Raw genomic sequence first — 24363 nt, 5'->3', positions numbered from 1 at the left:
TCGGCATTACATTTGTGTATGACAACGCCGGACGATTTTCTTTTCGATGAATTTTCCTTTGGTGATTACCGCTTCTCCGCCGATAAAAGCAGGATCGATATCGCCGCGGTCCACGCTTTCCTCGATAAGGAAAGCTACTGGGCAAAAGGTATACCTTACGAAACCGTGCAGCGGGCTGTTGAAGGTGCTATCTGCATTGGTATCTACGATGCTGCAGGGCGGCTGGCTGGCTTTGGCCGCATGATCACCGACCGCGCTACCTTTGCTTACCTCGCCGATATTTTTGTGATGCGCGCCGATCGCGGGAAAGGCCTGTCCAAAGAATTGATGAAAACCTTTTGCGCCCTCGCCGATACCTTTCAGCTCCGCCGCTTCCTGCTCACGACACAGGACGCGCACGATCTTTACCGGCAGTCGGGCTTTGAGTTGTTCCCTTATCCCGAACGCCTGATGAGTCGTCCGGGAATGGTCTATCAGCAAGCTTAATAACAACCAGTCATGAGTCAGCAGCATCATTATCAAACGACGATCGAATGGACCGGCAACAAAGGCGCCGGCACTACCGGCTATACAGGCTACGAACGCAGCCACACGATACAGGTGCCCGGTAAAGTAAGCATAGCAGCTTCTTCAGACAAGGCTTTCAGGGGTGATGCTGCGCGGCACAATCCCGAAGACCTTTTCCTGTCTTCACTGGCCTCCTGCCATATGCTCTGGTACCTGCACCTTTGCGCCGATAGCAAAGTAGTGGTGGAAAGCTATACCGACGAGGCCTCCGGCACGATGACAACGGAAGCCGACGGCAGCGGCCGCTTTACAGAAGTGACCTTGTCGCCACGGATTACCGTAAGCCACGCCGATATGCTGGACCAGGCCTACCGGCTGCACCATAAAGCCCATGAAATGTGCTTCCTGGCCAACTCCGTTAACTTCGATATCACTATTCAACCCAAGATCAAAACCCAATAGCAAATGAATGCATCAGAAAATTTCCTGGCGATCAGCAGCAAGATGTTCGGCTACTACAAAGGCCTGGCCGATAAAGCTATGGCTACGCTCAATGAAGAGGAGATCCATTGGCGCGCCAATGATACTTCCAACAGTATCGCGATCATCGTGCATCATATGTCGGGCAATATGCTTTCCCGCTTTACCGATTTCCTGACTTCCGATGGAGAGAAGGAATGGCGCAACCGCGATGCAGAATTTACCGATGTCTATACTTCAAAAGAAGAAATGCTGGCGGCATGGGAAAAAGGCTGGAGCTGCCTGCTCTCAACGCTGGAAGGCCTGAAGCCCGATGATATGATGTCGATTGTCTACATCCGCAACGAAGGGCATACCGTGCTGGAAGCGATCACCCGCCAGGTAGCGCATTACGCCTACCATTCGGGGCAGATCGTGTACCTGGCCAAAATGATCCGCGATAAAGACTGGCAGTCGCTGTCCATCGCCAGGGGACAGTCGGCTGCTTACAATCAGGAGAAATTCGACCAGGAAAAAGACCGCCGTTTCTTTACCGACGGTAAGACCGCTTCCTCTTGATTACCGCGGACGCCAGCTGTAAAAATAGACGCCGTTGAGGCTATCGATGGGCTGCAGTTGGTTTCTTTCAACGAGCTGGTTGGCACGCCAATAGGCTTCGTTCTTTGCCGGTTCGGCCTCCGCGTTGGGAATGGTGCGTTGCGTGGAATCCCTGAGCAGCGCCCTATGCACCACTACGAGGATCGGCTTGCTGTTCAGCTTCGATCGCATGGCGGGGCTGCAGCTGTCCCCGCTGACCAGCGCGTAGAATGCTTTCGAAAAGGCCGGCGGCGTACGGCTCATCTTGCAGCTCATCAGCGGCAGGTGGCTGTACAGGCCCAGCTGGAAGCTGAACCGGCTGACTTCATGAATGTCGTCGAAAGTTACCGAATAGTCCTCCGAGCCTGCATTATAGTAAGGAATAGGCAATATGGCCTGGTACTGGTCGAAGGGAATACGCAGCGACCGGAACCCGGCCATTTCTTTTTCCCCGAAAACCGAAAGCCGGTTGACAGAGCCGTATAGCTTAATGCCGTAATCCAGCGTTTCGATACCGCCCAGCAGTACGATGCTGCTGATAATAAACAAGCGTGCGTAGCGGTTCACCTTCAGGTAAACCCGGGCCAGGGTATAGATTATCCAGATATAGAACGTCCAGTAGAAAGGCCATGCAAAGCGCGTCAGGCTACGGAACTGCTCCACTACGCGGGTAGCCTTATGTACGTAATAGAAAGGATTGAGATAGTTGTGCAACGGCGGAATATCATAATGGCCGAGCATCATATACAGCACCAGCGCGCTGATCACATAAAAGGTTGCTATCCGGTAGATCTTAATCCCCTTCGTTTCTACGGGCGGCGCATGCAGTGGCGCGCCGCCGCGCTGCAGCAGCATACGCAGGCCGGAATAGCCTGCCAGGAAAGCCAGCGCCAGCGCGGGGATCAGCTCGATAACGGAAAATTCGACCGGTCTGCGGAAGGGAAAGGTCAGCTTCAAGCGGTCCATCAGCGGGTAGTACTTTTCACCGAAGGACATGATCAGCAGCAGGATGCCGGAAAAGAAAATGCCGAAAGTAAGCGGATTCCTGAAAAAATCTTTCTGGATCTCCATGATCATCAGCCGGAACGGTCTGTAAACAACGCTGAAAAAAAATAAGGCGGCCAGGGCATAGAGCCCGGTATTGCCCAGGTAGGCCATCAGCTCGACACCGTCTGCATTCTTTTCGATCCATATGGGAAAGAACAGGCGATGAAAGGAGTAATGTGTGAACAGTAGGGAGAAATTGGTCTTCTGCTCCATCCAGTCGTAGCCCATGGCATAGGGCTGGCGCTGGCTGAAGTAGCCATCTGTCGCCAGCAGGATACCGAAGGCCAGCGCCGCGCTGATAACCGGCACGGCAACCGAAGCGAGGAGCGCTACCCGCCCATTGCGGCTCCGCAGCTTCCGTATGCCCGAAAAGAAAAGCATGCCGGCCATGAACACAGGAATGATCGCCAGGTAATAGCCATGGGCCATAAAGCAGCAAAAGCCGAAGAGGCCCATAAGCAATGCGATCAGCGCTTGCCTGCCATAACGGCCTTCAGCGCGTTGCCACCAGAGGAACAGGGCGATGGCGATGAGGCAGAAGGAGGTGAGCGAAAGATTGTAATGATGGCTGAAGATACGGCCCAGCTGGAAATTGGTCCAGGGCAGGATAAGCGCCATAAGCAAGGCCAGGAGCGGGCTCTCGGTCAGCCTTCTGAAAATAAAGAGCACCAATAGCCCGCACGCCAGGATATTGGACAGGATAAAATAGTTGAAGAAGGCCAGCGTATGATCAGAGAGATCCCAGATATGGTGGCAGAACCAGCGAAAAGGAATGGTAAATAAGGGTGTGTTGTCTGTAGCATAGACATAATCGCCGAAAGGATAGCTGAAGCTATTATACTTGAACAAGCCTTCAGGTCCTATCGGTTCCTTTACATAGCTCAGCAAGGTGAAATTATTCTTCAGCCCGTCGCCCCACATCGTCAGCATGTTCTCATCGGGATGAAACATATGGCCGGGAAAGACCAGGCAAAGCAAGAGCAGGTGAAACAAGGCAACGAGGCTATAGGCCGTCGTTCTCCGTTGCCATAAGCTGCTGGGCATTTTTTTCATTCAGGACAGGTTTATTCCGGCTCCTTTCCGGCTGACGAAGATGCAACGCTTTTGCGGTATAAAAAAACATAGCCGGCAATTCCCGATACCGCCGAGGCAATAAGGATACCCAGCTTGGCTGTTGTTTGCACAGGACCTTCGCTGAAAGCCAGCAGGGCGATAAAAATGGACATGGTAAAGCCGATCCCGGCCAGCAGGCCCATCCCCAGGACATGGCGCCAGTCGAGGCCGCCCGGAAGGCCCGCCAGGCGCAGCTTTACAGCCAGGTAGCTGAATAGCGTGATCCCCAGCGGCTTGCCCAGGATAAGGCCGGCCAGGATACCGTAATTGACCGGAGATTGCAATGCTGCAGCCGGATCGGCGGGCAAAACGATCGCCGTATTGGCAAGAGCGAATAAGGGGAGCACGATAAAGTTAACCGGGATATGCAGGCGGTGTTCCAGGTGTGCGATCCGGTCGAGTGGCAGGGCAAAGGCCAGCAATACGCCCGCCAGGGTAGCATGTACGCCCGAGTTGAACAGGCAATACCAGAGCAGGATGCCGAGCAGGAAATAAGGAAGCAGGGGCTTCAGCTTAAGCCGGTTCAAGGCCAGCAGCAGGATAAAAATGCCCGCAGCGCCCAGCAGGTAACCCATATGGATCGTATCGGTATAAAAGAGCGCAATGGCTACAATGGCGCCCAGGTCGTCGATAATGGCCAGGGCGGTTAGTAATACCCTGAGCTGCAAGGGCGCCCTGCGTCCCAGCAAAGAAAGGATGCCTAGGGAGAAGGCGATATCGGTAGCCATAGGCACGCCCCATCCGCCGGCATAGCCCGAGCCTGTATTGCACAAAAAATAAAAGCAAGCCGGCAACAACATGCCGCCCAGCGCTGCAAAGGCCGGCAGGCCTGCCTTGCGCCGGTCGTTCAGCTCGCCCTGCAGCAGTTCCCGCCGGATCTCCATACCAACCAGGAGAAAGAATAAGGCCATGGCGCCGTCGTTGATCATATGCAGCAGGCTGTGCGGCAGATGCAGCATGCCGGAGGAGAGCGGTAACGCGGTTTCCCAGAAGCCGGTATAGAAATGGCCCCAGCGGGTATTGCTCCACAACATAGAAATGAACGTGCAGCCCAGCAAAGTAATACCGATAGCCCGGCTGTCCTGTATAAAGGTATGGAGCGGGGAAAGCAGGCGTCGCCTGATCGCATGGGTCAGTTTGTTCATGTCGGGAGGAAGTGTTGGTCCGTCCGGCAAATTTCGGAATTTTATTCCGGCTGGCCTGCCTTTACCTTTATGGGATATCAGGGCGGAACATCTGTGCATCATACAGCGCGTGTACCTCCGTAGCTGCGTAGCGCCTGTGTCAGGTAGCCGGAGGTATAAGGCTCCTGGTAGGCCATATCCCGGCTGTTGTAGTCATGGGCCTGCGCGTCGCAGAGGCTCAGCATCAGCAGGGCCGACGCTCTTTTCCCCTTATTGCGGCTCAGGGACAATACTTTTTTATACTGTTCTATAGCTGCTTTACATTCATAATAATCGCCGCGATAGCGTTGGTGAGCGCAGGGCTCATATCAACTTCGGAATGGTTCTTCCAGAAATAAAAAGAATGTTCGGCTGTCTGCTGGCGGCAGGGCTGGAAGGGCAACAAGCATAATACCGGGAGCGCAGGTATCATGAGATGGGGCGGTAGCAGCCTGCTACGGCCGCTGCTTCTATAAATTAGCAAGAACGCCGGTTTTGCCGACGTTCTTGCTAAATATATTTCTTTCCTATTGCTATACGAGCATGGTTACCGGGTTTTCCAGGTAGGCCTTCAGCGTTTGCATGAATGCCGCGCCCACAGCGCCGTCTACCACGCGGTGGTCACAGCTCAGGGTCAGCTTCAGCAAATTGCGTACCACTACCTGGCCGTCTTCCACCACCGGTGTTGCTTCGATCTTACCAATGGCCAGGATGCAGGCATCGGGCGGGTTGATGATGGCGGTAAATTCGTCAATATCCATCATACCCAGGTTGGATACGGTAAACGTATTGCCGGTAAATTCATGCGGCTGCAGCTTGCGGTTGCGGGCTTTCTTGATCAGCTCGGCGGCTTCGGCCGATATCTGGGACAGGGACTTCTGATCGGCAAATTTGATCACCGGTACAATAAGCCCGTCTTCAATGGCTACAGCAGTACCCACGCTGATGTGGTGGTTCTCGCGGATGAAATCACCCATCCAGCTGCTGTTCACGGCAGGATGCTTGCGCAGCGCCATTGCACAGGCCTTGATGATATAGTCGTTGAAGGAGATCTTCACCGGGGATACTTCGTTCATGGCCTTGCGCGCTTCTATGGCATTGTCCATCTTGATGGTCATACGCAGGTAAAAGTGCGGTGCGCTGAATTTGCTTTCGCTCAGGCGGCGGGCCACTACGCTGCGCATCTGCGACAACGGTTTGTCGGTATGGCTTTCCTGGCCGAGCGGCGCAGCTGTAGTACCTGCGGCTGCGGCAGCCGGCGTTTGTGCCGCAGGCTTGGGCTTGTAGCTGTCGATGTCGCGCTTAATGATGCGGCCGCCTTCGCCGGTACCTTCCAGCTCGCTGAGCGCTATGCCCTTTTCTTCGGCCATTTTGCGGGCCAGGGGCGATATTTTCAGCCGGTCGTCGCCGGAAGCTTGTTCAAAGCCGCCTGTGGCATGGCTTGCAGCGCTTTCCTGCTTTTCTGCGGGGGCTGCAGTGCCGGCTTTTTCCTTATTTGCTCCGGGTGCTGCTTCTGCTGCGCCGCCTTCATCTTCCAGGTAAGGTGCAATATCGGTGCCTTCCTTGCCTACGATGGCAATGATATCATTAACTTTGGCAGCCTGTCCGGCTTCTACGCCGATATACAGCAGGGTGCCGTCTGCATAGCCCATCACTTCCATGGTCGCCTTATCGGTCTCCACTTCGGCCAGCACGTCGTCTCCTTTTACCTTATCGCCTTTATTCTTCAGCCAGCTGACGATTTTGCCTTCGGTCATGGTATCGCTCAGCAAGGGCATGCGGATCACCGTAGCGTCGCCCGATTTGGGCTTGGCAGCCTTCTTCGTTTCGGCTTTGGGCGCCTCGGCTGCTTCTTTTTGAAGCTCTTCTTTCGGCGCCTCTTTTTTGCTTTCCTTTTGTTCGGGAGCAGCGCCGCCTTTGCTCTCTTGCTCCAGCAAGGCTTTATAATCTTCGCCCTCTTTGCCTACGATGGCGATAATACCGTTTACCGGGGCGGCTTTTCCTTTCTCTACGCCGATATAAAGCAGAGTGCCTTCTACATAAGGCATCACTTCCATGGTGGCTTTGTCGGTCTCCACCTCGGCAATAACATCATCGGATTTTACCTTGTCGCCCACTTTCTTATGCCACTCAGCGATCACGCCTTCTTTCATCGTGTCGCTCAGGAGCGGCATCCGGATTACTTCAGCCATAGTTTGTTTATTGTCAGTTTTTTTGAACGCTCAAAAATAGTTATTTTGAACTGAAAAAAAGAAGGAAAGGGAAAATGATGACCAATGTTAACGCGGCTTAAGGCCGGGTAGCAGAGCATCCTGCGGGAAGCGGCCTTCAACGTTAAAACAATATGAAATTCGGTAAACTGTCGGGACAGGCTGCAAAAATTTGAAGAACTTTAAGGATAAAATATAAAGCATATGAGTGTAGGCGCGAAACATATTGCCACCTTCCTGCTGGGCGCCGCTGCCGGAGCCGCGGCCCTGAAGTATGCCTCGATGAGCGAGGAAGAACGCGAAAAGCTAATGGCCAGCCTGAAAGAAAAGGCCGAGAAAGTGAAAGGAGAGGCAGAGGATACCTTTGAAAAGGCCAAGGATTATTTTTCCGAGCTGACCACCAAAGGCGGCGAATCGCTGAAGGAGCACTGGGCCGATGCCGAGAGCTTCCTGAAGGATCTTTTCAGGGGCAAAGAAGAGCAGGGTGGCGGGGAAAAAGCGAACCCGGCCTGATCCTGCTATAGCCTGGTCTATAAAAAAACCTGCAAGCAAAGCTCGCAGGTTTTTTTCCAAAAAAAGTATAAGGTTATACCCGGAAGTGAGCAAATGCTTTGTTCGCATCAGCCATACGGTGTGTATCTTCTTTCTTCTTGAAAGCACCACCTTCACCTTTGCTTGCTGCTACGATCTCGTTAGCCAGCTTGTCGGCCATGGTCTTGCCATTGCGCTCGCGGCTGTAACGGATCAGCCATTTCATGCTGAGGGAGATCTTACGATCGGCACGTACTTCGGAAGGGATCTGGAAGGTAGCACCACCGATGCGGCGGCTGCGTACTTCTACAGAAGGGGTAACGTTTTGTAACGCTTTTTTCCAGATCTCGTAGCCATCTTCAGAAGTCATCTGGCTTACTTTATCTACAGCATCATAGAAGATGTTGAAAGCAGTTGTTTTTTTACCGGCCCACATCATCGTGTTCACGAAACGGGTAACTTGTTTGTCATTGAACTTTGGATCCGGAGCCAAAGGGTGTTTTTTAGCTTGCGCCTTTCTCATCGATTTTTAATTTTTAATTCGCAGGCTGAATTTCTTCAAGTATTAAAACTTTACTCAGCCTATAGGTAGATAAACTATTGCTTATTTTTTCGCTTTTTCCTTCTTGGTACCGTACTTGGAGCGGCTTTGCTTACGGTCTTTTACACCGGCAGTATCCAAAGCGCCGCGTACGATGTGGTAACGCACACCTGGCAGATCCTTCACACGACCACCGCGGATCAGCACGATGGAGTGTTCCTGCAGGTTGTGACCTTCACCGGGAATATAGGCGATCACCTCAATTTTGTTGGTCAGACGTACTTTCGCCACTTTACGCAGCGCCGAGTTCGGCTTCTTGGGAGTTGTAGTGTACACACGGGTACATACACCGCGACGCTGAGGGCAATCATCCAATGCGGGTGATTTTGATTTGGCTTTGATCTGAGTACGTCCCTTACGAACTAATTGTTGTATAGTAGGCATTCCTGTTAATTAAATATTTTTTTGGACTGCAAAGGTAAGTCCTTTTATTATTTATCCAAAATTTTTTTACTTTTAATTTGTGGCTTTAACATTGGCGCCTTACCTTATTACCGGTTGGCGCGCCTTTTTTGCCTTTCGGCCTGTATCTTCAGGGCAAAGTCCTGTTCGGCCTGCTGCAGGCGCAGCAATTCGGTAGGGCTCAGCACTTTCAGAAATTCTTTTTTGTACTGCTCTTTGAGCGCCAGCATCTTTTTCGCACGATCCAGCTTGTCGTCCATTAGCTGATCCGCTTCTTCATCGTTCAGGGAAGGCTTGTCTTTAAGCTGCTGCTGCAGGCTGCCGCGCGCAATGTCTCTTTTGGCGGCCTGATAGGCCTCGTAAACCGGTAACAGCCTGCCGGCTCTTTGCTCATCGAGCTGCAGCCGGTCGATAATAAAGGCCCAGCGGGCCTCTTTTACCCTTTGCATGGCCTTGCCCTTTGTCGGCGGCGGTGCGGCGACGGATTGTGCATGGATAGCCGGCGCTGCCCAAAGTATGCCACAGATAAGGACGATGCTGAATAAATACTTCATAACCGTTAGTTTTCAGAGGATTCGCCGGCTTCGGCCAGCTCTTCTTCATTCAATTGATGGATCCAGCTCAGCTCGGCATCGCTGAGGCTGCTGATAGCCTTATCCAGCTGTTGCTCGGGGCTTAGCTGCCTGGCAGGTGTCGCCGTGTGTGGGCCATTCTGCTGTTGTACTACATATATAGATAAGATAAGCGCTATGCCTGAAGCCATTCCGGCGGCCAGGCGTGGCATCAGCCGTTTGCTGCGGGGGGGCGCCTGTTGTGCCCGGTCGGCCAGAACACCGGCCTTCAGCCTTTGCTGCATGGCTTCCCATTGCTCCCCGTTCACCTGGTACGGGCTATGGCGCTTCAGGTAGTCTTCCCGCTCTTCCATATTATCCTTCATGACTCAGCTGTTTTTTAAGACGCTCAAAAGCATAATGATAATTGGTTTTCAGGCTGGAAACCGAGGAACCGGTAATGCTGCTGATCTCTTCGTAGCTCAGTTCATCAAAATACCGCATATTGAAGACCAGGCGTTGCTTTTCGGGCAGCAGCAATATCGCTTCATGGAATTTCAGCAATATGGTTTCCGCCTTCATGCTGTTTTCGGCATATAAAGTTTGTGCCAGCCACTGACCTTCATCGTCGAATCCTTTCAGCACCAGCTTCTTTTGCCGGTAAAATTTGAGACACTGCCGCGTAGCAATGGTATGCAGCCAGGTATACAGCCGGCTATCGCCCCGGAAGCTGTCTATGGCCCTGAATACATCGATCAGCGTATCCTGCAGCACATCTTCCGCATCCTGCTCGCCCACCACCAGTCGCCGGATGTATTGGTACAGCCGGCGGCCATAGGTCTTCATCAGCAGATCAAATCCCTTGTCCACATCACCTTCCCGGCTACATAGCTGTATGATCTGCTCATCGATATCGTTAACGGCCATAAATTAAGGACACTGTTTATGAGAGTCGCAGGGAAGCCAAAGGTTAAAAAAGGAGAAGTCAAGTTTTTGAAAACTTGACTTCTCCTTTTTATCATTGATGCTTCGCAATTATTTCAGGATAGTACGGCTGATCACGATCTTTTGTACCTCGCTGGTGCCTTCGTAGATCTGGGTGATCTTCGCATCGCGCATCAGGCGCTCTACGTGGAATTCTTTTACATAGCCATAGCCGCCGTGAATCTGTACCGCTTCGTTGGTCACACTCTGGGCAATCTCGGAGGCGTATAGCTTAGCCATAGAACCCGCCAGGGTATAGTCCTGGCCCTGGTCTTTCAGCCAGGCCGCTTTAAGGCAAAGCAGGCGGGCCGTTTCGATCTGGGTAGCCATGTCGGCCAGCTTGAAAGCGACGGCCTGGTGGTTCATGATCTCGGTTCCGAAAGCTTTACGCTCTTTGGAATATTTAAGCGCCAGCTCATAAGCGCCGCTGGCAATACCGAGGGCCTGGGAGGCGATGCCGATACGGCCGCCACCGAGGGTTTTCATGGCAAAGTTGAAGCCGAAGCCATCCTCGCCGATACGGTTTTCCTTGGGCACTTTCACATCCTGGAAAGAAATGCTGTGGGTGTCGCTGCCGCGGATACCCAGCTTGTTTTCCTTGGCGCCCACTGTAACACCAGGTGTATTTTTATCTACGATAAAGGCATTGATCCCTTTATGCTTTTTAGCGATATCCGTCTGGGCAATGACCAGGTAGGTAGAAGCGGAGTTACCGTTGGTGATCCAATTCTTAATGCCATTGAGCACATAATGATCGCCTTTGTCTTCGGCAGTGGTCCTTTGAGAGGTTGCATCGGAACCAGCTTCAGGCTCGCTCAGCAGGAACGCGCCGATCTGCTGACCGGAAGCCAGGGGTACCAGGTATTTTTGCTTTTGCTCTTCAGTACCATAGGTTTCCAGGCCCCAGCATACCAGGGAATTGTTCACGCTCATCACTACCGAAGCGGAAGCATCCACTTTGGAGATCTCTTCCATAGCCAGCACATAGGATATCGCATCCATTCCGGAACCACCGTATTTAGGGTCTACCATCATACCCAGGAAACCCAGCTCACCCAGCTTCTTGATCTGTTCAGCAGGAAATTTCTGATGCTCGTCGCGCTCGATCACACCGGGCAGCAGCTCATTTTGGGCGAAATCACGGGCAGCCTTCTGTACGGCCAGTTGTTCTTCGGAAAGTTGAAAGTTCATAAACAGGTTAAGTTTTGGGACAAATAGTCAAACAGGCTGCAAAAATAATTTTTTACCCCGTATCCGCAAATTGTCTTTCCTGCCCCTTTCTTAAAAAGTGTGAACCGGAATATGGAATCCTGCCGGTAAAGGCATCTTGTTCTAAAACGATCCCTATGAAAGTATCCCAAACCTTATTGCAGGCCCTGAGCCTTGCCCTGGTGGCGGGCTCCTGCGGTACCGCCAGCACCGGGCAAGAAGCCTCCCGGCAGCAATCCCGCCCTGAAGCCCGGACGAAGGCCCCAAAACAAACCGACACGCTGTACCGCGTCGACAGCCTGGGACCAGCAAAATCCAAAAGCTGCGGCAAGCATTATTGCCCCGCCTGTGGCATGGGATAAAAAAAATCCGGGGTGCTCTAAGATATACCTTTACGGTCGCGTCTATATAGGAAAGAACGGTATCATTCATCATTAAAGACAAGACCATGAAGATCTCAAAAGCATTGTTGGGCGCTATCCTGGTAGGGATTGCCGTACAAACGACGGCGACTTCCTGCAGCAAGAAAGAAGTAAGCCCTGTCAAAACGGACACCGGCGCTCCGGGCGAGCAGGTACAGCCGCCGCACTCCGATCCGCCACCAACCCCGCCGCCGGGCGGAGACTGTCCCGCATGTGGTATGGGATAAAAGAAGCATATACAGGACAGCTATCGACTAACAGACTGGATTATGGACAAGATCAGATCAACTATTGCGTGTAACCTGGATGCCGGCATTTTGTCGGCATCTTTACCTTTATTGGAGGAAGCCCGCGTAGAGGCCATTGAATGGTCGTTCGATACTTTATTCAAGCTGGAAACGGTGCCTCAATGGTTTGAAGCGCTGCTGGAAGCCTTCAGCAAAGAAGGCCACCTTATCGGTCACGGTGTCTTCTTTTCCCTGTTCTCGGGACGATGGCTGCCCGAACAGCAGGCCTGGCTCGATCACCTGCGACGGCTTTGCCGGCAATACCATTTCGATCACATCACCGAACATTTCGGGTTCATGACGGGCGCCGATTTTCACCATGGCGCACCGCTCAGCATTCCCTTTACGGCCGAAACCCTGGCCATAGGCCGCGACCGCCTGGCCCGTATTTATGAGGCCTGCGGCTGCCCGGTAGGCCTGGAGAACCTGGCTTTTTCCTATTCCCTCGATGAAGTGAAGCGGCACGGCGCCTTCCTGGAAGCCCTGTTGGAGCCCCTGAATGGCTTCATTATACTGGATCTGCACAACCTGTATTGCCAGCTCCATAATTTTTCCCTCGATTTTGACACCCTTATCCGCTTGTATCCGCTGCACAGGGTCCGCGAGATCCATATCTCGGGCGGCAGCTGGGAGCCCTCGGACCTGTTCGGCGGGCAGCCGGTACGCCGGGATACTCACGACGATGCTGTGCCTGAAACGGTATTTACCCTCCTGGAAAAAACGATACCGATGTGCCCCCTCCTGAAATACGTGGTAATGGAGCAATTGGGTGCAGGGCTGGAAACAGAGGCGAGCCGGCAGGCTTTCCGCAACGATTTTCTCCGCATGGACGGGATCGTTTCGGCGGCAGCCAGCGATCCGCAGGCTTTCCGACCGGAAGCCTTTTTACCGCAGGTTCCGGTAATACCCGGTCCTGTAACCGAGTCGATGGCGCTCCACACGCAGCAGCTCGAATTGTCAGCGATCCTGGAAGCCAGCGCCGGCTATGAGGAAGCGTACCACAGGCTGCAGCATTCCTCTCTCGCCGCTACCGGCTGGCAGGTGGAGACCTGGCAACCGCATATGCTCGAAACGGCCATTCATATTGCGCAGAAGTGGCGTAAGAAAAGTACCTAAAAGAAACGTTCGGCCACCAGGCCATATGTAAAGAGGATATTTTCCCGCCGGGTGCGGCTTACATTGTTGTAGGTAAAGGTGGTGGTAAAGCTCAGCCATTTCCATACTTTGATGCCCAGGCTGGCATTGGCCGTAATGATGAAATCGCCGCCGTAGTTGAGCGAAGGCTGGTAAAAGCCGGCGCTGTTAAAAGTGAGCAGCTCCTTATATTTAAGCCGGTACTGCAGCCTTAAGGAATTCCGGAAAGTATGATAGCTGAGCTCCGACTGGTCTTCCTGGATAATGTTGCTGCGTTCGTAGAGGAAGCCATCGCTGATGCTGAACATCATCTGCTCCCTGTCGATAAGCCGGTAAGCCACGCCCAGCCCGCTTTGAAGCTGCTCCTTGATCTTCAGCGAAAAGCTGGACGTGAAATTGACCAGGCCCCAGTAATAAAAATGCGGGAAGGTCGCATACAGGTTAAAGTCCAGCGTCGTATTGAAATCATTGTTGGTCAGTTTATCGGGGGTATTGCCATAGATCCAGGCGGTGGTCGAATTCATCACGAAGCTTTTCTTCCGCACACTATACTTCACACCATTGTTCAGCAGGTAAGTCAGCCCGTCGGCGGTGCGGTTAAAAGTGCCCGATGAAGAAACATTGATCATATGGTGCACCGAATCGCTGAATTGCGCGCGGACGCCAAAAGGGAACAGGAGAAGAAAAAGCAGGTAAAGGTATCGGGCCATCGGCAAAACATGCAGTGCCGGCGCAGCCGCCGGCGTTTATTGGCCTGTAAAGATAGTCCCGCCCGCCAAGACGGCGAAACGCTTATTATTGTTTTAACAGTTGCGCCGCCTGTGTATAATACTTCAGGGCAGCTGTATCACATGGGTTTTTTGATAAAATTGCAATAGGGACCCGATATGCCGTTCCTGTTGCACCGACGGTTGAGAGAACAATGGCTGGATCGGGATATTTTCTTAGCTGTTCTTGTTTTGCTCCTACGGAGCAAGGCTATAATGGATGATGCTACTACAAACGTTCGGCTCCGTAGGAGCCATACAGCAGGGATGAATGATATGACCATCTGCAAAAGCGTTGTCTTGCGGTACTGAGTATGAGTTGCCCTCAGCATGCGTCCTGTTGTCTTGTAATCCTATAAAAAAATACCGCTCCTGTACAAGGAGCGGTATGCTATCTGAAAAATGTATTTGACCATTATCCGGCTTACAGGTGGATCGCTTCGCCCAGGGCCACTTCAATCGCGTCTTTTACCGCTTCGCTCATGGTCGGATGGGGGAAGATGGTATCCAGCTGCTCGTGCCAGGTAGTTTCGAGCTTGCGGGCGGTTACCGTCTCGGAAATGATCTCGGTCACATTGGCGCCGATCATGTGCGTACCCAGCCATTCGCCGTATTTGGCGTCGAATACCACTTTAACGAAGCCTTCGTTGGCGCCGGCTGCAGTAGCCTTACCGCTGGCAGAGAAGGGAAATTTACCCACCTTGATCTCGTAGCCGGCTTCTTTGGCCTGTTTTTCGGTCATGCCTACCGATGCGATCTCGGGTGTGCAATAGGTACAGCCCGGTACATTGCCGTAATCGAGCGGCTCGGGCTGATGCGCGAATTTGCCTTCCTGCTTACCAATAGCTTCGATACAGATCACGGCTTCCTTCATGGCTACGTGTGCCAGGGCCTGGCCGGGAACGATATCGCCGATGGCGTAGATGCCTTCAACATTGGTCTTGTAGTAAGGATCGACAGTTACTTTACCCTTATCTGTTGCGATGTTCAGGGTTTCAATGCCGATGTTTTCCAGGTTGGTCGCTACGCCTACAGCGCTCAGCAGCACGTCGGCTTCGAGGGTTACTTCTCCGCTGGCTGTTTTTACGGTGGCTTTTACGCCATTGCCGCTGATGTCTACTTTTTCTACAGAAGAATTGGTCATCACATCGATGCCTTTCTTCTTGAATGATTTTTCCAGCTCTTTGGAGATATCTTCATCTTCTACCGGTACGATACGCGGCATGAATTCAACGATGGTTACCTTGGTGCCGATACTGTGGTAGAAGTAGCCGAACTCAACGCCGATAGCGCCGCTGCCCACTACGATCATGGACTTGGGCTGCTGGGGCAGTATCATCGCTTCGCGATAGCCGATCACCTTCTTGCCATCGATAGGCAGATTGGGCAGCTCGCGGCTGCGGCCGCCGGTAGCCAGCACGATGTGCCTGGCCTGGTGGGTGGTTACATTACCATCGGCGCCGGTTACTTCCACTTCTTTTTTGGCGTTGAGCTTACCATGTCCTACCAGCACATCGATCTTGTTCTTCTTCATCAGGAACTGGATACCCTTGCTCATTTTATCGGCAACACCACGGCTACGCTGGATCACTTTTCCGAAGTCCACTTTAGCGCCCTCTACCATCATGCCGTAGTCCTGCGCGTGGCTGATATATTCAAATACCTGCGCTGATTTCAGCAGGGCTTTTGTAGGGATACATCCCCAGTTGAGGCAGATACCGCCCAGGCTTTCTTTTTCAACGATTGCTGTTTTGAAACCCAATTGGGAAGCGCGGATAGCGGCAACATACCCGCCGGGACCACTGCCGATTACGATCACATCGTATGCCATAAGAAGAAATTGATTTGTTTTCTACAATTTATAAAACAGGGCAAATGTAGGTAATAAAATGTAAAAATACAGGGTAGAAGCTGCGGCATTACCGGGGCATAATGTTTTGATAAATGTCAGGATGAGGCTGGCCCGGCAACCTTTACAGTACAGCTTTATTGATAAATGTCAGGGAGGTCTGGATCTGTAAAACCATGGTCGTTTTTATAATGAGCAGAGCAGGGTTGTGGCGCTGCCTGAATTTTACGCTTGCTTCCCTGCAAGCATCCGCACATAACCATAGAAGGAAGGTAGCAGCACCAGCAGGAAAAAGATGCAGATGGCCAGCGCCCACATCGGCATATCCGGCTTGTCGCCCCTGAAATAGGCAATAACGGCATAACCCAGGCCGGCAATAAAGCCCAGCATGGCCAGGGGAATGATGACGAAAAGTAAAATATTGATGCCTAACCGGCTCAGGCCCTGCATGCGGGCGCCGCTGGCATAGGCGATACCGGCTACCGAAAAATAAGCGAGGATCAGGAGCATCACAAAGCCGCCACCGACAAGGATATATTTGCTTGTGGAAAATGCCTCAACGCGGTTCATACCGGGTTTATAGCCTACGGTCAGCACTGCGCCTATGGTCTCGGGACTGGAAGAGGATACGTCCGATTTCAGCTGATGCTCCTGGCCATTCCCATCCCGGAAGACGACGATCGGCCGGTACATGGTTGTACGACGGGTGTAGTCTTTATCGCGGCTTTCACTGACATAGGACTCATGATCGACCACCCGGGCCTCGTAGCGGGGCAAGGTAAAAGCATTGTATACAAAGCCACCCAGCATGCCGGTGAGGCCCGTGGTAAGGCTGAGCACAACAAATACCACAAGGCCCACATAGCCTATACCCATGCAGCCGGGCTTGCGGCCGCCGCGGCGGAGGATGCCTGCAGTGATGATGATGGACACGAGCAGTACGCCCAGGGCTGTCCAGCCAAAAACCGTGATCTGTAGGAGGATCGGATGCATAGCGCAAATTAAGTGCTTCCCTGTCTGAATGCTGCTGCCGGATTTTTATTCGCCGGCATACCGTACAAAAGCGGGCATCCCGGATCGGCTTGCGTCGGTAAGGTGTCCCTCGCAAACAGGAGAAGGGCTGCCGCATGGGCAACCCTTCTGTGCAATCGATACACAAGTATCAGACAGCGTCCGGACTAGTGTTTGACGAACTTCATATTGTTCATTGCCTGCGTGTCGCCGCCGGCGATCCGGACAAAATAAGTGCCGTTGGCCAGGCTTTGTACGTTGATCAGGGCTTTGCCATTGGCGATGCTACCTTCCGATACTTTTTTGCCGTACAGGTCGAAAACAAAATAGCGGTATTGCGCATCGGAGCGGGGGGCGTTCAGGGTCAGGAAATCCGTAGCAGGATTGGGTGACAGGGTAAACCCGGCGATGGTTTCCGCTATGCCTTGCTGCTCGGGCTGACCGGGCCGCCAATGGACCATGCCGAGGTTCTGTATGGTCCACACCTGCTCTGCAACGGATTGCTTGCCCACATTGTAATGCTCGAAGGCCGCGCTCTTTCCCCATATGGTATAACGTCCTGAGATGGCTATAGCGGAAGGCGCGTTGAAGTCGGGCGTGTCGCAGATGTCCAGGTATTGGCTGGGCGTAGTCGGTACAAAGCTGCCATCCTGCAGGTCAAGCCCTACAAAAGTGCTGTTCTGGGCAGAAGGAGGTCCGGGCAGGTTGGCCGTGTGCCAGCCTACGACGATCTTATCGCTGACAAAGGAGAGGGCCGGCAGGCGGTTCACGTTCGAAGCGATGGAGGGCGGGAAGCCCGGCATGCCGGTATTCAGAACCCTTGAAGCGATTGGTGTTGTACCGTTGTAGGCGTCGAACAGGATCTGGTAAGTCGAGGTGCCGGGATTGTTTTGCATCATGGTAACGGCAAAGCGTGTTGACGCATCCAGGGGAGAAGCGATCCTCGGGTTGTTCAGGCTGAAAGCGGGGTAAGAAGAGGACGTGATTGTCGGACCTGTTGTGGGGGTAAGCATCCTGTTGGCTACTTTGTAGCCTGCACGATTCTGCCGGAGGCCTACAATTTTTACCTTCATATTCGGTGTCGAAAGGGAATGCTGCAGGCTTACATCCGGTTGTATCCAGTCGTTAAGGACCGTTGTGTTGCCGGGTACCGAAGCCACAGGCGTTGCGCCGGGCGTCAGTACGCCTGTTTTGCAGTAAGTCTGGTTACCGACCTGGTAGGCGATCGCATAATTGCCATCATTGTCGGCATCGATATTGATGCAGGTGAGGGTGTCGTTAGGAGAAGTATAGGAATGGACCAGCACAGGAGCGGCCAGGGGACCGAAATTGGGCGTGCCACCGGTATTGAACAGGCTCCAGGTCATGCAGTAGCCACCGCCGGAGGCGCTGTAATAAACGATCAGCGCGGCGATGGCGACATTGTTCTCAATCAGCACCACATCGGGGTCATAAGCGTCCGCCGGCAAGGTCAGGCTGCCGAAGGTACCTACCGCATGAGATCCGTGCCAGTAAAACCTGGGCGTGCTGGACCCGGGATGGTCGGTCACGGTTACATTCAGGAAGTTGGCAAACCATACGCTGGTCGAACCGTAAGGATTAGAAAACTCGGCCCGGGTGTCGGTGCCTACGTTCCAGACTTTTTTCAACCCGTTAAGCGAACCGTAAAAGGTTTCGGGAGCGGTGGACGGCTGGTACTGGGCCGATGCCGGCAAGGCAAACGCTGCCGCCAGGCCGATAGTAATGAGTGTTTTCATAAATGGTTTTTTATAAATGGAAAATGGTAGGAAAGGAATACTGGGCGCCGGTTAACTTTTCCTGATACCTGTTCTACAAAAATGGAATTATATACCGGAAGGAAAAGCTTTAATACATGATCCTGTCAATTTATTTCATAAACCTGTTATCCGCTGCATATTCTTGCAGGAGCGCCGCCGGACCTGCACGAACAGCTATGGAGGCGCCTATATCCGAAGGGCGGAAGAATCCCCGTAAAATAGATTAATTTTGTTCCCTCAAATTGTAAACCGGCCGCCTTCACGGCGGAAAATGATATGTTATTAGCGTTAAACAATGTTTCCTTTTCTTTCGGCGCCAGGCCTATGCTCACGGAGGCCAACTGGCAGATCGGCGAGGGGGAACGTATAGGCCTTATCGGTCCCAACGGGGCGGGAAAATCTACGTTGCTGCGCCTGATCATGGGAGAATATTCGATCGACAGTGGCAATATACAGCGAGCCAACGATACCTCTATAGGCTTCTTTAACCAGGACCTGCTGAGCTTTTCCTCCTCCGATTCCATCCTTTCGGTAGGCATGACGGCCTTTGAAAAGGCCGTGGCCATCGAGAAGACGATGGAAAGCATCATGAAGGATCTTGAGACCAACGGTGACGATGAAGAGCTGTTGCTGCAATACAGCGAGGCGCTGCACGACTTTGAAATGGCCGGCGGCTACGAGATGGAGCACCGCACAGCCGAGGTGCTGGAAGGCCTGGGCTTTTCGACGGCCGATCTGCAGCGCCCTTATAATGAGTTCAGCGGCGGATGGCGTATGCGTGTGCTGCTGGCAAAGCTGATGCTGCAGCAGCCCGATATCCTGATGCTGGATGAACCGACCAACCACCTGGATCTGCCTTCGATCGAATGGTTGGAACGTTACCTGCAAAGCTATCCCGGTACAGTGATCATCGTATCGCATGACCGCTATTTCCTCGACCGCATGGTGACCCGCATTGTAGAGCTGTTTCAGCAGGACCTGATCAGCTACAGCGGCAACTATTCGTTCTACGAAGTGGAAAAGGCCACCCGCATGGAATTCCTGGAAAGGGAGTTTGAGAACCAGCAGAAATTTATTGAGCAGCAGGAGCGTTTTATCGAACGCTTCAAAGCGAAAGCCAGCAAGGCCAAGCAGGCGCAAAGCCTGATGAAAAAGCTGGACAAGATAGAGCGGATCGAGCTGCCCGGGAATAATGCCCCGAGAATGAACATCAGCTTTGATGTGGAGAAGCAGCCGGGTAAGATCATCTGCGACCTGAAGCATGCCTCGAAGAGCTATGGTACGGTTGAGATACTGAAGAATACCAATGCGGAGATCGATCGCGGCGACAAGATCGCGCTGGTAGGCGCCAATGGTAAGGGTAAATCCACCCTGATGCGCATCGTCGCCGGTACCGAACCGTTCGAAGGCGAACGGAGCGGCTGGCACAATGTAAAAGCGAGCTTTTATGCGCAGCACCAGCTGGAGTCACTTCACCTCGATCATACGATACTGGAAGAGATGAAGAACTGTGGCAGCGGAAAAACAGAGCTGGAGCTAAGGCAGCTTCTGGGTTGCTTTCTGTTCAGTGGCGACGATGTGTTTAAAAAGATCAAGGTATTGTCCGGCGGTGAGAAGGCGAGAGTAGCCCTGGCCAAGGTAATCGCCAGCAAGGCCAATTTCCTGCTGCTTGACGAACCGACCAACCACCTGGATATGCAATCGGTGGAGCTGCTGATCGAAGCCCTGAACAAGTACGAAGGCACTTATGTGCTGATCTCGCACGATCGTTACTTTGTCAGCCGTACGGCTAATAAATACTGGGAGATCGAAGACGGCAAGGTAAATGCTTTCCCCGGCACCTATGAAGAATGGGCTACCTGGAAGGAAGATCGGGCCGAACGCCAGAAACAGGCTGCTGTACAGGCGCCCGAGCCCCGTAAGCAGGAAGTGAAAAAGGAAGCGAAGCCCATAGATACCCGGGAGCAGAACGATCGCAAAAAGGAGCTGCAGAAGCATCAGAAGGAGTTTCAGAAAGTAGAGCAGCAGGTAAGCGAAGCTGAAGCGATAAAAGTTCGCCTGGAGCAGGCTATGGCCGACCCCCAGGTTTATGCCGACAATAAAAAATTTAAAGAGATCGAACAGCAGTACCAGGTATGCCTGGCGTCGCTCAGCGATGTACAGCAGCGCTATGACAGCCTCTTTGAGAAGATCATGGAGCTGGAAGGTTAGGCATGGTGTGCCTGTATGCAGGAAAAAACAAAAAAGCGGAATGGAGAATCCATTCCGCTTTTTTGTTTTGAACGGCCAGCTTAGGCCGGCAGATGAGCTAAGGTTAAGGGGCCTTTACGGGGTAAAGGTAGACAGAAGTTTTTGGGCGCTATATACCCGTTAACAGGTATATTTGTGTTATCCTTAACCATGACCATGACACCGCAGATATCACCCGGTCTTCAGCTACGCATAGATAAAAAAATAACCCAGCTGCACGGCATCGCCGCGCAGCTGCCTGGTGTGATCATTGTCCATTCGATTCCCGGATTCTGCGTGGAATATATGTCGCAGCCTGGCCTGGATAGCCTGGGTACCACAGTCAGCAAGCTGAAGGCCATGGGTATGGACTATTATGCCTATTATTTCAATGAAGAAGATGCCGCCGACTATATTCCCAAAGTAGCGGCGATGATCGGACGGAATAATTTTGACGAGCAGGTCTCTTTCTTCCAGCAGGTAAGGCGCTTTCCGGGTGATGCCTGGAGCTGGTATTTCAGCACCACACGCTTGTTTCTGCAGGATGAAGCCGGGCAGCCCCTGCTCACCATTACAACCGCTTTGCCTATCGATCCCCTGCAACATGTAACGCCCAAGGTGAGCAGGCTGCTCGATGAGACCAATTTTGTACGCACCCATCAGCAGCTGTTTGAAAGCCTCACCGACCGTGAGCGCGAAGTGCTGCGGCTGCTGGCCATGTCTTACTCCGCTGCAGAAATCGCCGGCCAGCTGGTAATCTCGGTACATACCGTAGAGACGCACCGTAAAAACCTGCGGAAGAAGCTGCAGGCCACCACCGCTTACGAGATCAACCGCTTCGCTTCGGCCTTCAACCTGATTTAAGGATGCCGATATTTTCTCGCAACGCCGCTGCATTGCTGGAGAAGATAAAACACTACAGTAACTTAGTGCCTCTGCGGCTTTGTGAGCAAAGAACCGCCGCGAGAAAATTGAACATATTAATGCCACCTCGGCGCTTCTGCAAAAAAGCAAAGGCGTATCCGGTACGGGTACGCCTTTGCTATAGCAATATAATAGCTATACAGTAAGGGTAGGCTCGGCCAGCGTGATGGGCTGAAACCGCCTGGGCGCCACTCCCAGCAATACTTTCGCGATCTGTTCCGAGATCTGTCCCTGGATCAGCCGGTCGAGCCAGAAGTATTCGCCCGCCGAGTTGATCTCCAGGAAATAGTATTCCCCTTCGGGATTAACGATAATATCTATTGCGCCGTAATTGATCTGGTAAACGTCCATCAGGCGTAGCAGCTTGTCTTTAATGTCTTCGGGCAGCTCGTAAGGATCCCATTGCTCCAGCAGCTCGAGGCCCTCCCTGCGCCAGTCTACTTTGGCATTCTCCAGCTTCTGCGAGTCTACGGAGAAGCAGTAAACGGCATCGCCTACGATGGTGATGCGCAGCTCTCTCGCTTTTTCGATCTTTTCCTGGAACTGCATGGGGCAGTACTGCAGGGTGTCGACAGTGTCGAGGTTGTCTTCGGTGATCACGTTGGTAAAAACGACATGCTCTATACCCTCACGGTAGATGGCAAAGGAGCTCTGCATCTTCACGATAGCGCCGGCAAGATGTTCTTTTACAAAGCGGCGGGCTTCTTCCGGGCTGTTGGTAATGCAGGTATCAGGTACATTAAGGCCCAGGCCCGAAGCGATCTTCATTTGTTCCTCCTTGCTGTCGAGGCGGCGATACTGGCTGAAACGGCCGATCTGGAAGCAATGCAGGCCTTCGAGCATACCGAAAAGGGTTTGCCGTACCTCGCCGTGAACGCTGCTCAGGTATTCGGGTTCCAGCACTTTGTTGAGCCCGTCGCCAAGGTTGTGGCTGCGGCGGTACCATACCGCATCAACATCATGAATAGTTTCCCGTTTGCCATCGCGGTCGAGGAAGATTTGCCATTGCCCTTGCTGGTAGCAGGTACTGAGGGCATATTCGAGCGGGTACAGGTCCACATTGAAGCGGATCACCTCGGCGCCCATCCGGCGCAGGTTTTCCGATACGGTCTCGATACATTCATTGTCGCGGGTATGGGTAATGATAAGTACTTTTTTCATCAGGTCTTTTTTTGCGTTGGCAATATGTTTAGTTCATTAAGGGCTGTGTTGTGGGTATGCGTGCCGATAGTTTGGAAGCAATCGTTTGCCCTATGGCGTAGCCCAGGTCGCGCTGCAGCATGCCCCATTCTCCCTGTGGATTGACCTCAAGGAAAATATAGCGGCCATCGGTATGGCGTATCACATCGATGGCCCCGAAGAGCAGGCCCATTTCCTTCATCATGCGGTCCAGCGCGCCGGCAATGTCTTCGGGCAAAGTATAGGCTTGCCATACCAATGGGATATCGGAGGCGATCCGCCAGTCGGTGCGGCCGCGGGCAGAGCTGCTGGCATCGATCTTGCCGGCAAAGAATTCGCCGTCTACATAAACGATCCTTAGTTCATAGGCTTTAGGAACCAGTTCCTGGAAGATCATAGGGCAGTAGGGCAATCCTGTCAGCTGCTCCAGGTCTTGCTCTGCAACCTGTGTTGTTGGGAAGAAAGGGGTATCACCCGACATGCTGCGCGATAAAGTGCCGTGCAGCTTGGTGATCATTTGCCCTTTACAGGTCTCATAAAAGAAATGGCGTACCTGTTCCGGGTCGTTGGTGAAAAGGCTTTCGGGTATCTCCAATCCGTTCCTGCGGGCCAGCTCGAGCTGCAGGGCTTTGTTGCCTCCGATCCAGTGATCCTGCGCAATAGGATTCATCCAGGGCACATGGCGCAAGGCGTCGAAGAAGAGATCGCGCATGGTAGTGTACTCCTGGTAGAAAATGGATTGAAACTGTGGATCCAGTTCTGGTGGCGGTTTTACGCCCCATAGCTTGCGGTACCAGACCCCGCTTACGTCGCTGCTGCTGAAGCTGCGGTCGCGGGTATGCAGGGTAAAGGAGAGTGAGCGGTCGGGCTGCGAAGCATAGCTGAAGGTCAGCTCCTGCGAGAAGTCGTCAGTGTTAAGCCGGTATACATCGTGGCCCAGTTCCCGGAACGCGTTTTGTACGATGTCGATCGTATAGAAGTCCTGGGTATGGGAAAGGCAAAGGATCATAGCATGTCCGGGGTTTAAGGAAAGCCGGTGGGAGCGGTGCCAGGGAAGCATCAGCACCGGCCGCGGATACAAATGGAGCTGTCCGTTCCCGGGCAGCTCCATCCGGATAAAATCAGGATCGGTAATTACAGATCGATAAAGATCGGATCATCGTCACCATCAGACGGATACTTTTGCGTCTGTGCCATGTCCGACAGGGGCTTTGTAGAACCGTCTTCGTCAGAGTCGGAGGGATACTTTTTCGTCTCGGGCGAATCGGCCAGGCTCATCGTATGGATCGGCGAGTCATCGCCACCTTGTACATTGTTTTCCGTTTTTTTGTCCATTTGATTCTCCAGGAAATTGGAGAAGAAGGGTTTTTTCAGGTTTTGCTTCTTCATAAAAAAGAATGGGTTTGGTG

General features: G+C 52.8%; 26 protein-coding genes. 9 read left to right on the top strand and 17 right to left on the bottom strand.

Going from position 1 to position 24363, the window contains the following annotated elements; translation table 11 throughout:
- The first annotated feature begins 18 nt into the window (after positions 1 to 18).
- The 3 genes from DZC79_RS08520 to DZC79_RS08510 are packed head-to-tail and all read left to right on the top strand — an operon-like array spanning position 19 to position 1545.
- Positions 19 to 486: a GNAT family N-acetyltransferase gene (locus DZC79_RS08520; protein ID WP_118951139.1), complete on the top strand. Its 468-nt coding sequence runs from the start codon at positions 19 to 21 to the stop codon at positions 484 to 486.
- A 12-nt stretch (positions 487 to 498) separates the two neighbouring features.
- Positions 499 to 969 carry an OsmC family protein gene (locus DZC79_RS08515; protein WP_118951138.1) on the top strand — a complete coding sequence of 157 codons (471 nt, stop codon included), beginning with the start codon at positions 499 to 501 and terminating at the stop codon, positions 967 to 969.
- Positions 970 to 972: 3 nt separating this feature from the next.
- Positions 973 to 1545: a DUF1572 family protein gene (locus DZC79_RS08510; RefSeq protein ID WP_118951137.1), complete on the top strand. Its 573-nt coding sequence runs from the start codon at positions 973 to 975 to the stop codon at positions 1543 to 1545.
- Here the strand turns inward: DZC79_RS08510 and DZC79_RS08505 are convergent, their stop codons facing one another.
- The 4 genes from DZC79_RS08505 to DZC79_RS08495 form a co-directional block, all read right to left on the bottom strand.
- Positions 1546 to 3663 (bottom strand): hypothetical protein, encoded by a 2118-nt coding sequence (locus DZC79_RS08505; RefSeq protein ID WP_157977014.1) that lies wholly within the window; start codon positions 3661 to 3663, stop codon positions 1546 to 1548.
- An 11-nt stretch (positions 3664 to 3674) separates the two neighbouring features.
- Entirely contained in the window at positions 3675 to 4868 is a 1194-nt protein-coding gene (gene nhaA, locus DZC79_RS08500; protein ID WP_118951135.1) for a Na+/H+ antiporter NhaA, read from the bottom strand.
- Between the two features lie 98 nt (positions 4869 to 4966).
- On the bottom strand, positions 4967 to 5137 hold the full coding sequence (locus DZC79_RS21145) for a hypothetical protein (protein ID WP_157977013.1): 171 nt from the start codon (positions 5135 to 5137) through the stop codon (positions 4967 to 4969).
- A 282-nt stretch (positions 5138 to 5419) separates the two neighbouring features.
- Entirely contained in the window at positions 5420 to 7078 is a 1659-nt protein-coding gene (locus DZC79_RS08495) for a pyruvate dehydrogenase complex dihydrolipoamide acetyltransferase (protein WP_118951134.1), read from the bottom strand.
- 222 nt (positions 7079 to 7300) lie between these two features.
- Here DZC79_RS08495 and DZC79_RS08490 point away from each other — a divergent pair, with 222 nt between their 5' ends.
- On the top strand, positions 7301 to 7609 hold the full coding sequence (locus DZC79_RS08490; RefSeq protein ID WP_118951133.1) for a hypothetical protein: 309 nt from the start codon (positions 7301 to 7303) through the stop codon (positions 7607 to 7609).
- Between the two features lie 73 nt (positions 7610 to 7682).
- Here the strand turns inward: DZC79_RS08490 and rpsG are convergent, their stop codons facing one another.
- From rpsG to DZC79_RS08460, 6 genes are all read right to left on the bottom strand, one after another.
- The gene (gene rpsG, locus DZC79_RS08485) at positions 7683 to 8150 is read right to left on the bottom strand and encodes a 30S ribosomal protein S7 (RefSeq protein ID WP_118951132.1); all 468 of its coding nucleotides are present in this window, start codon (positions 8148 to 8150) and stop codon (positions 7683 to 7685) included.
- Positions 8151 to 8231: 81 nt separating this feature from the next.
- Complete coding sequence (gene rpsL, locus DZC79_RS08480; protein ID WP_118951131.1) at positions 8232 to 8612, bottom strand: 30S ribosomal protein S12; 381 nt, start codon at positions 8610 to 8612, stop codon at positions 8232 to 8234.
- A gap of 107 nt (positions 8613 to 8719) precedes the next feature.
- Positions 8720 to 9184 (bottom strand): hypothetical protein, encoded by a 465-nt coding sequence (locus DZC79_RS08475; RefSeq protein ID WP_118951130.1) that lies wholly within the window; start codon positions 9182 to 9184, stop codon positions 8720 to 8722.
- A 5-nt stretch (positions 9185 to 9189) separates the two neighbouring features.
- On the bottom strand, positions 9190 to 9567 hold the full coding sequence (locus DZC79_RS08470; RefSeq protein ID WP_118951129.1) for a hypothetical protein: 378 nt from the start codon (positions 9565 to 9567) through the stop codon (positions 9190 to 9192).
- Positions 9557 to 10108, bottom strand: coding sequence for an RNA polymerase sigma factor (locus tag DZC79_RS08465; RefSeq protein ID WP_118951128.1), 552 nt, complete (start codon positions 10106 to 10108; stop codon positions 9557 to 9559). Before DZC79_RS08465 ends, DZC79_RS08470 begins: the two co-directional genes overlap by 11 nt.
- Positions 10109 to 10216: 108 nt before the next feature.
- Positions 10217 to 11356: an acyl-CoA dehydrogenase gene (locus DZC79_RS08460; protein WP_118951127.1), complete on the bottom strand. Its 1140-nt coding sequence runs from the start codon at positions 11354 to 11356 to the stop codon at positions 10217 to 10219.
- A 155-nt stretch (positions 11357 to 11511) separates the two neighbouring features.
- On the opposite strand from DZC79_RS08460, the gene DZC79_RS08455 reads away from it, so the two are divergent.
- The 3 genes from DZC79_RS08455 (at position 11512) to DZC79_RS08450 (ending at position 13199) form a co-directional block, all read left to right on the top strand.
- Positions 11512 to 11736: a hypothetical protein gene (locus DZC79_RS08455; RefSeq protein WP_118951126.1), complete on the top strand. Its 225-nt coding sequence runs from the start codon at positions 11512 to 11514 to the stop codon at positions 11734 to 11736.
- Positions 11737 to 11822: 86 nt separating this feature from the next.
- Positions 11823 to 12023, top strand: a complete 201-nt coding sequence (locus DZC79_RS21140; protein WP_157977012.1) for a chryseobasin-related MNIO class RiPP peptide — start codon at positions 11823 to 11825, stop codon at positions 12021 to 12023.
- 42 nt (positions 12024 to 12065) lie between these two features.
- Positions 12066 to 13199, top strand: coding sequence for a multinuclear nonheme iron-dependent oxidase (locus DZC79_RS08450; protein ID WP_232831792.1), 1134 nt, complete (start codon positions 12066 to 12068; stop codon positions 13197 to 13199).
- On the opposite strand, the gene DZC79_RS08445 is transcribed toward DZC79_RS08450, so the two are convergent.
- The 4 genes from DZC79_RS08445 to DZC79_RS08425 all read right to left on the bottom strand — a co-directional run bounded on the left by DZC79_RS08445 (position 13196) and on the right by DZC79_RS08425 (position 18601).
- Entirely contained in the window at positions 13196 to 13927 is a 732-nt protein-coding gene (locus DZC79_RS08445; protein ID WP_118951124.1) for a DUF481 domain-containing protein, read from the bottom strand. The genes DZC79_RS08450 and DZC79_RS08445 overlap by 4 nt on opposite strands.
- 481 nt (positions 13928 to 14408) lie before the next feature.
- Positions 14409 to 15815: a dihydrolipoyl dehydrogenase gene (lpdA, locus tag DZC79_RS08435; protein WP_118951122.1), complete on the bottom strand. Its 1407-nt coding sequence runs from the start codon at positions 15813 to 15815 to the stop codon at positions 14409 to 14411.
- A 243-nt stretch (positions 15816 to 16058) separates the two neighbouring features.
- Entirely contained in the window at positions 16059 to 16826 is a 768-nt protein-coding gene (locus DZC79_RS08430) for a DUF3592 domain-containing protein (protein WP_118951121.1), read from the bottom strand.
- Between the two features lie 185 nt (positions 16827 to 17011).
- Positions 17012 to 18601 (bottom strand): T9SS type A sorting domain-containing protein, encoded by a 1590-nt coding sequence (locus tag DZC79_RS08425; RefSeq protein ID WP_118951120.1) that lies wholly within the window; start codon positions 18599 to 18601, stop codon positions 17012 to 17014.
- 297 nt (positions 18602 to 18898) lie between these two features.
- On the opposite strand from DZC79_RS08425, the gene DZC79_RS08420 reads away from it, so the two are divergent.
- Both DZC79_RS08420 and DZC79_RS08415 read left to right on the top strand, forming a co-directional pair.
- On the top strand, positions 18899 to 20833 hold the full coding sequence (locus DZC79_RS08420; protein WP_118951119.1) for an ABC transporter ATP-binding protein: 1935 nt from the start codon (positions 18899 to 18901) through the stop codon (positions 20831 to 20833).
- 174 nt (positions 20834 to 21007) lie between these two features.
- Positions 21008 to 21715 (top strand): LuxR C-terminal-related transcriptional regulator, encoded by a 708-nt coding sequence (locus tag DZC79_RS08415; protein ID WP_157977011.1) that lies wholly within the window; start codon positions 21008 to 21010, stop codon positions 21713 to 21715.
- Between the two features lie 195 nt (positions 21716 to 21910).
- On the opposite strand, the gene DZC79_RS08410 is transcribed toward DZC79_RS08415, so the two are convergent.
- From DZC79_RS08410 to DZC79_RS08400, 3 genes are all read right to left on the bottom strand, one after another.
- The gene (locus tag DZC79_RS08410; RefSeq protein WP_118951117.1) at positions 21911 to 22936 is read right to left on the bottom strand and encodes an MvdC/MvdD family ATP grasp protein; all 1026 of its coding nucleotides are present in this window, start codon (positions 22934 to 22936) and stop codon (positions 21911 to 21913) included.
- A gap of 28 nt (positions 22937 to 22964) precedes the next feature.
- Complete coding sequence (locus DZC79_RS08405; RefSeq protein WP_157977010.1) at positions 22965 to 23963, bottom strand: MvdC/MvdD family ATP grasp protein; 999 nt, start codon at positions 23961 to 23963, stop codon at positions 22965 to 22967.
- A gap of 125 nt (positions 23964 to 24088) precedes the next feature.
- The gene (locus tag DZC79_RS08400; RefSeq protein WP_118951115.1) at positions 24089 to 24343 is read right to left on the bottom strand and encodes a microviridin/marinostatin family tricyclic proteinase inhibitor; all 255 of its coding nucleotides are present in this window, start codon (positions 24341 to 24343) and stop codon (positions 24089 to 24091) included.
- Positions 24344 to 24363 lie beyond the last annotated feature (20 nt).

Origin of the sequence: Taibaiella helva, assembly GCF_003545695.1 — a bacterium.
Taxonomy (GTDB): Bacteria; Bacteroidota; Bacteroidia; order Chitinophagales; family Chitinophagaceae; genus Taibaiella; species Taibaiella helva.
The sequence above is the reverse complement of the archived record's forward strand: the minus strand, read 5'-3'. Positions and strand labels throughout refer to the sequence as shown.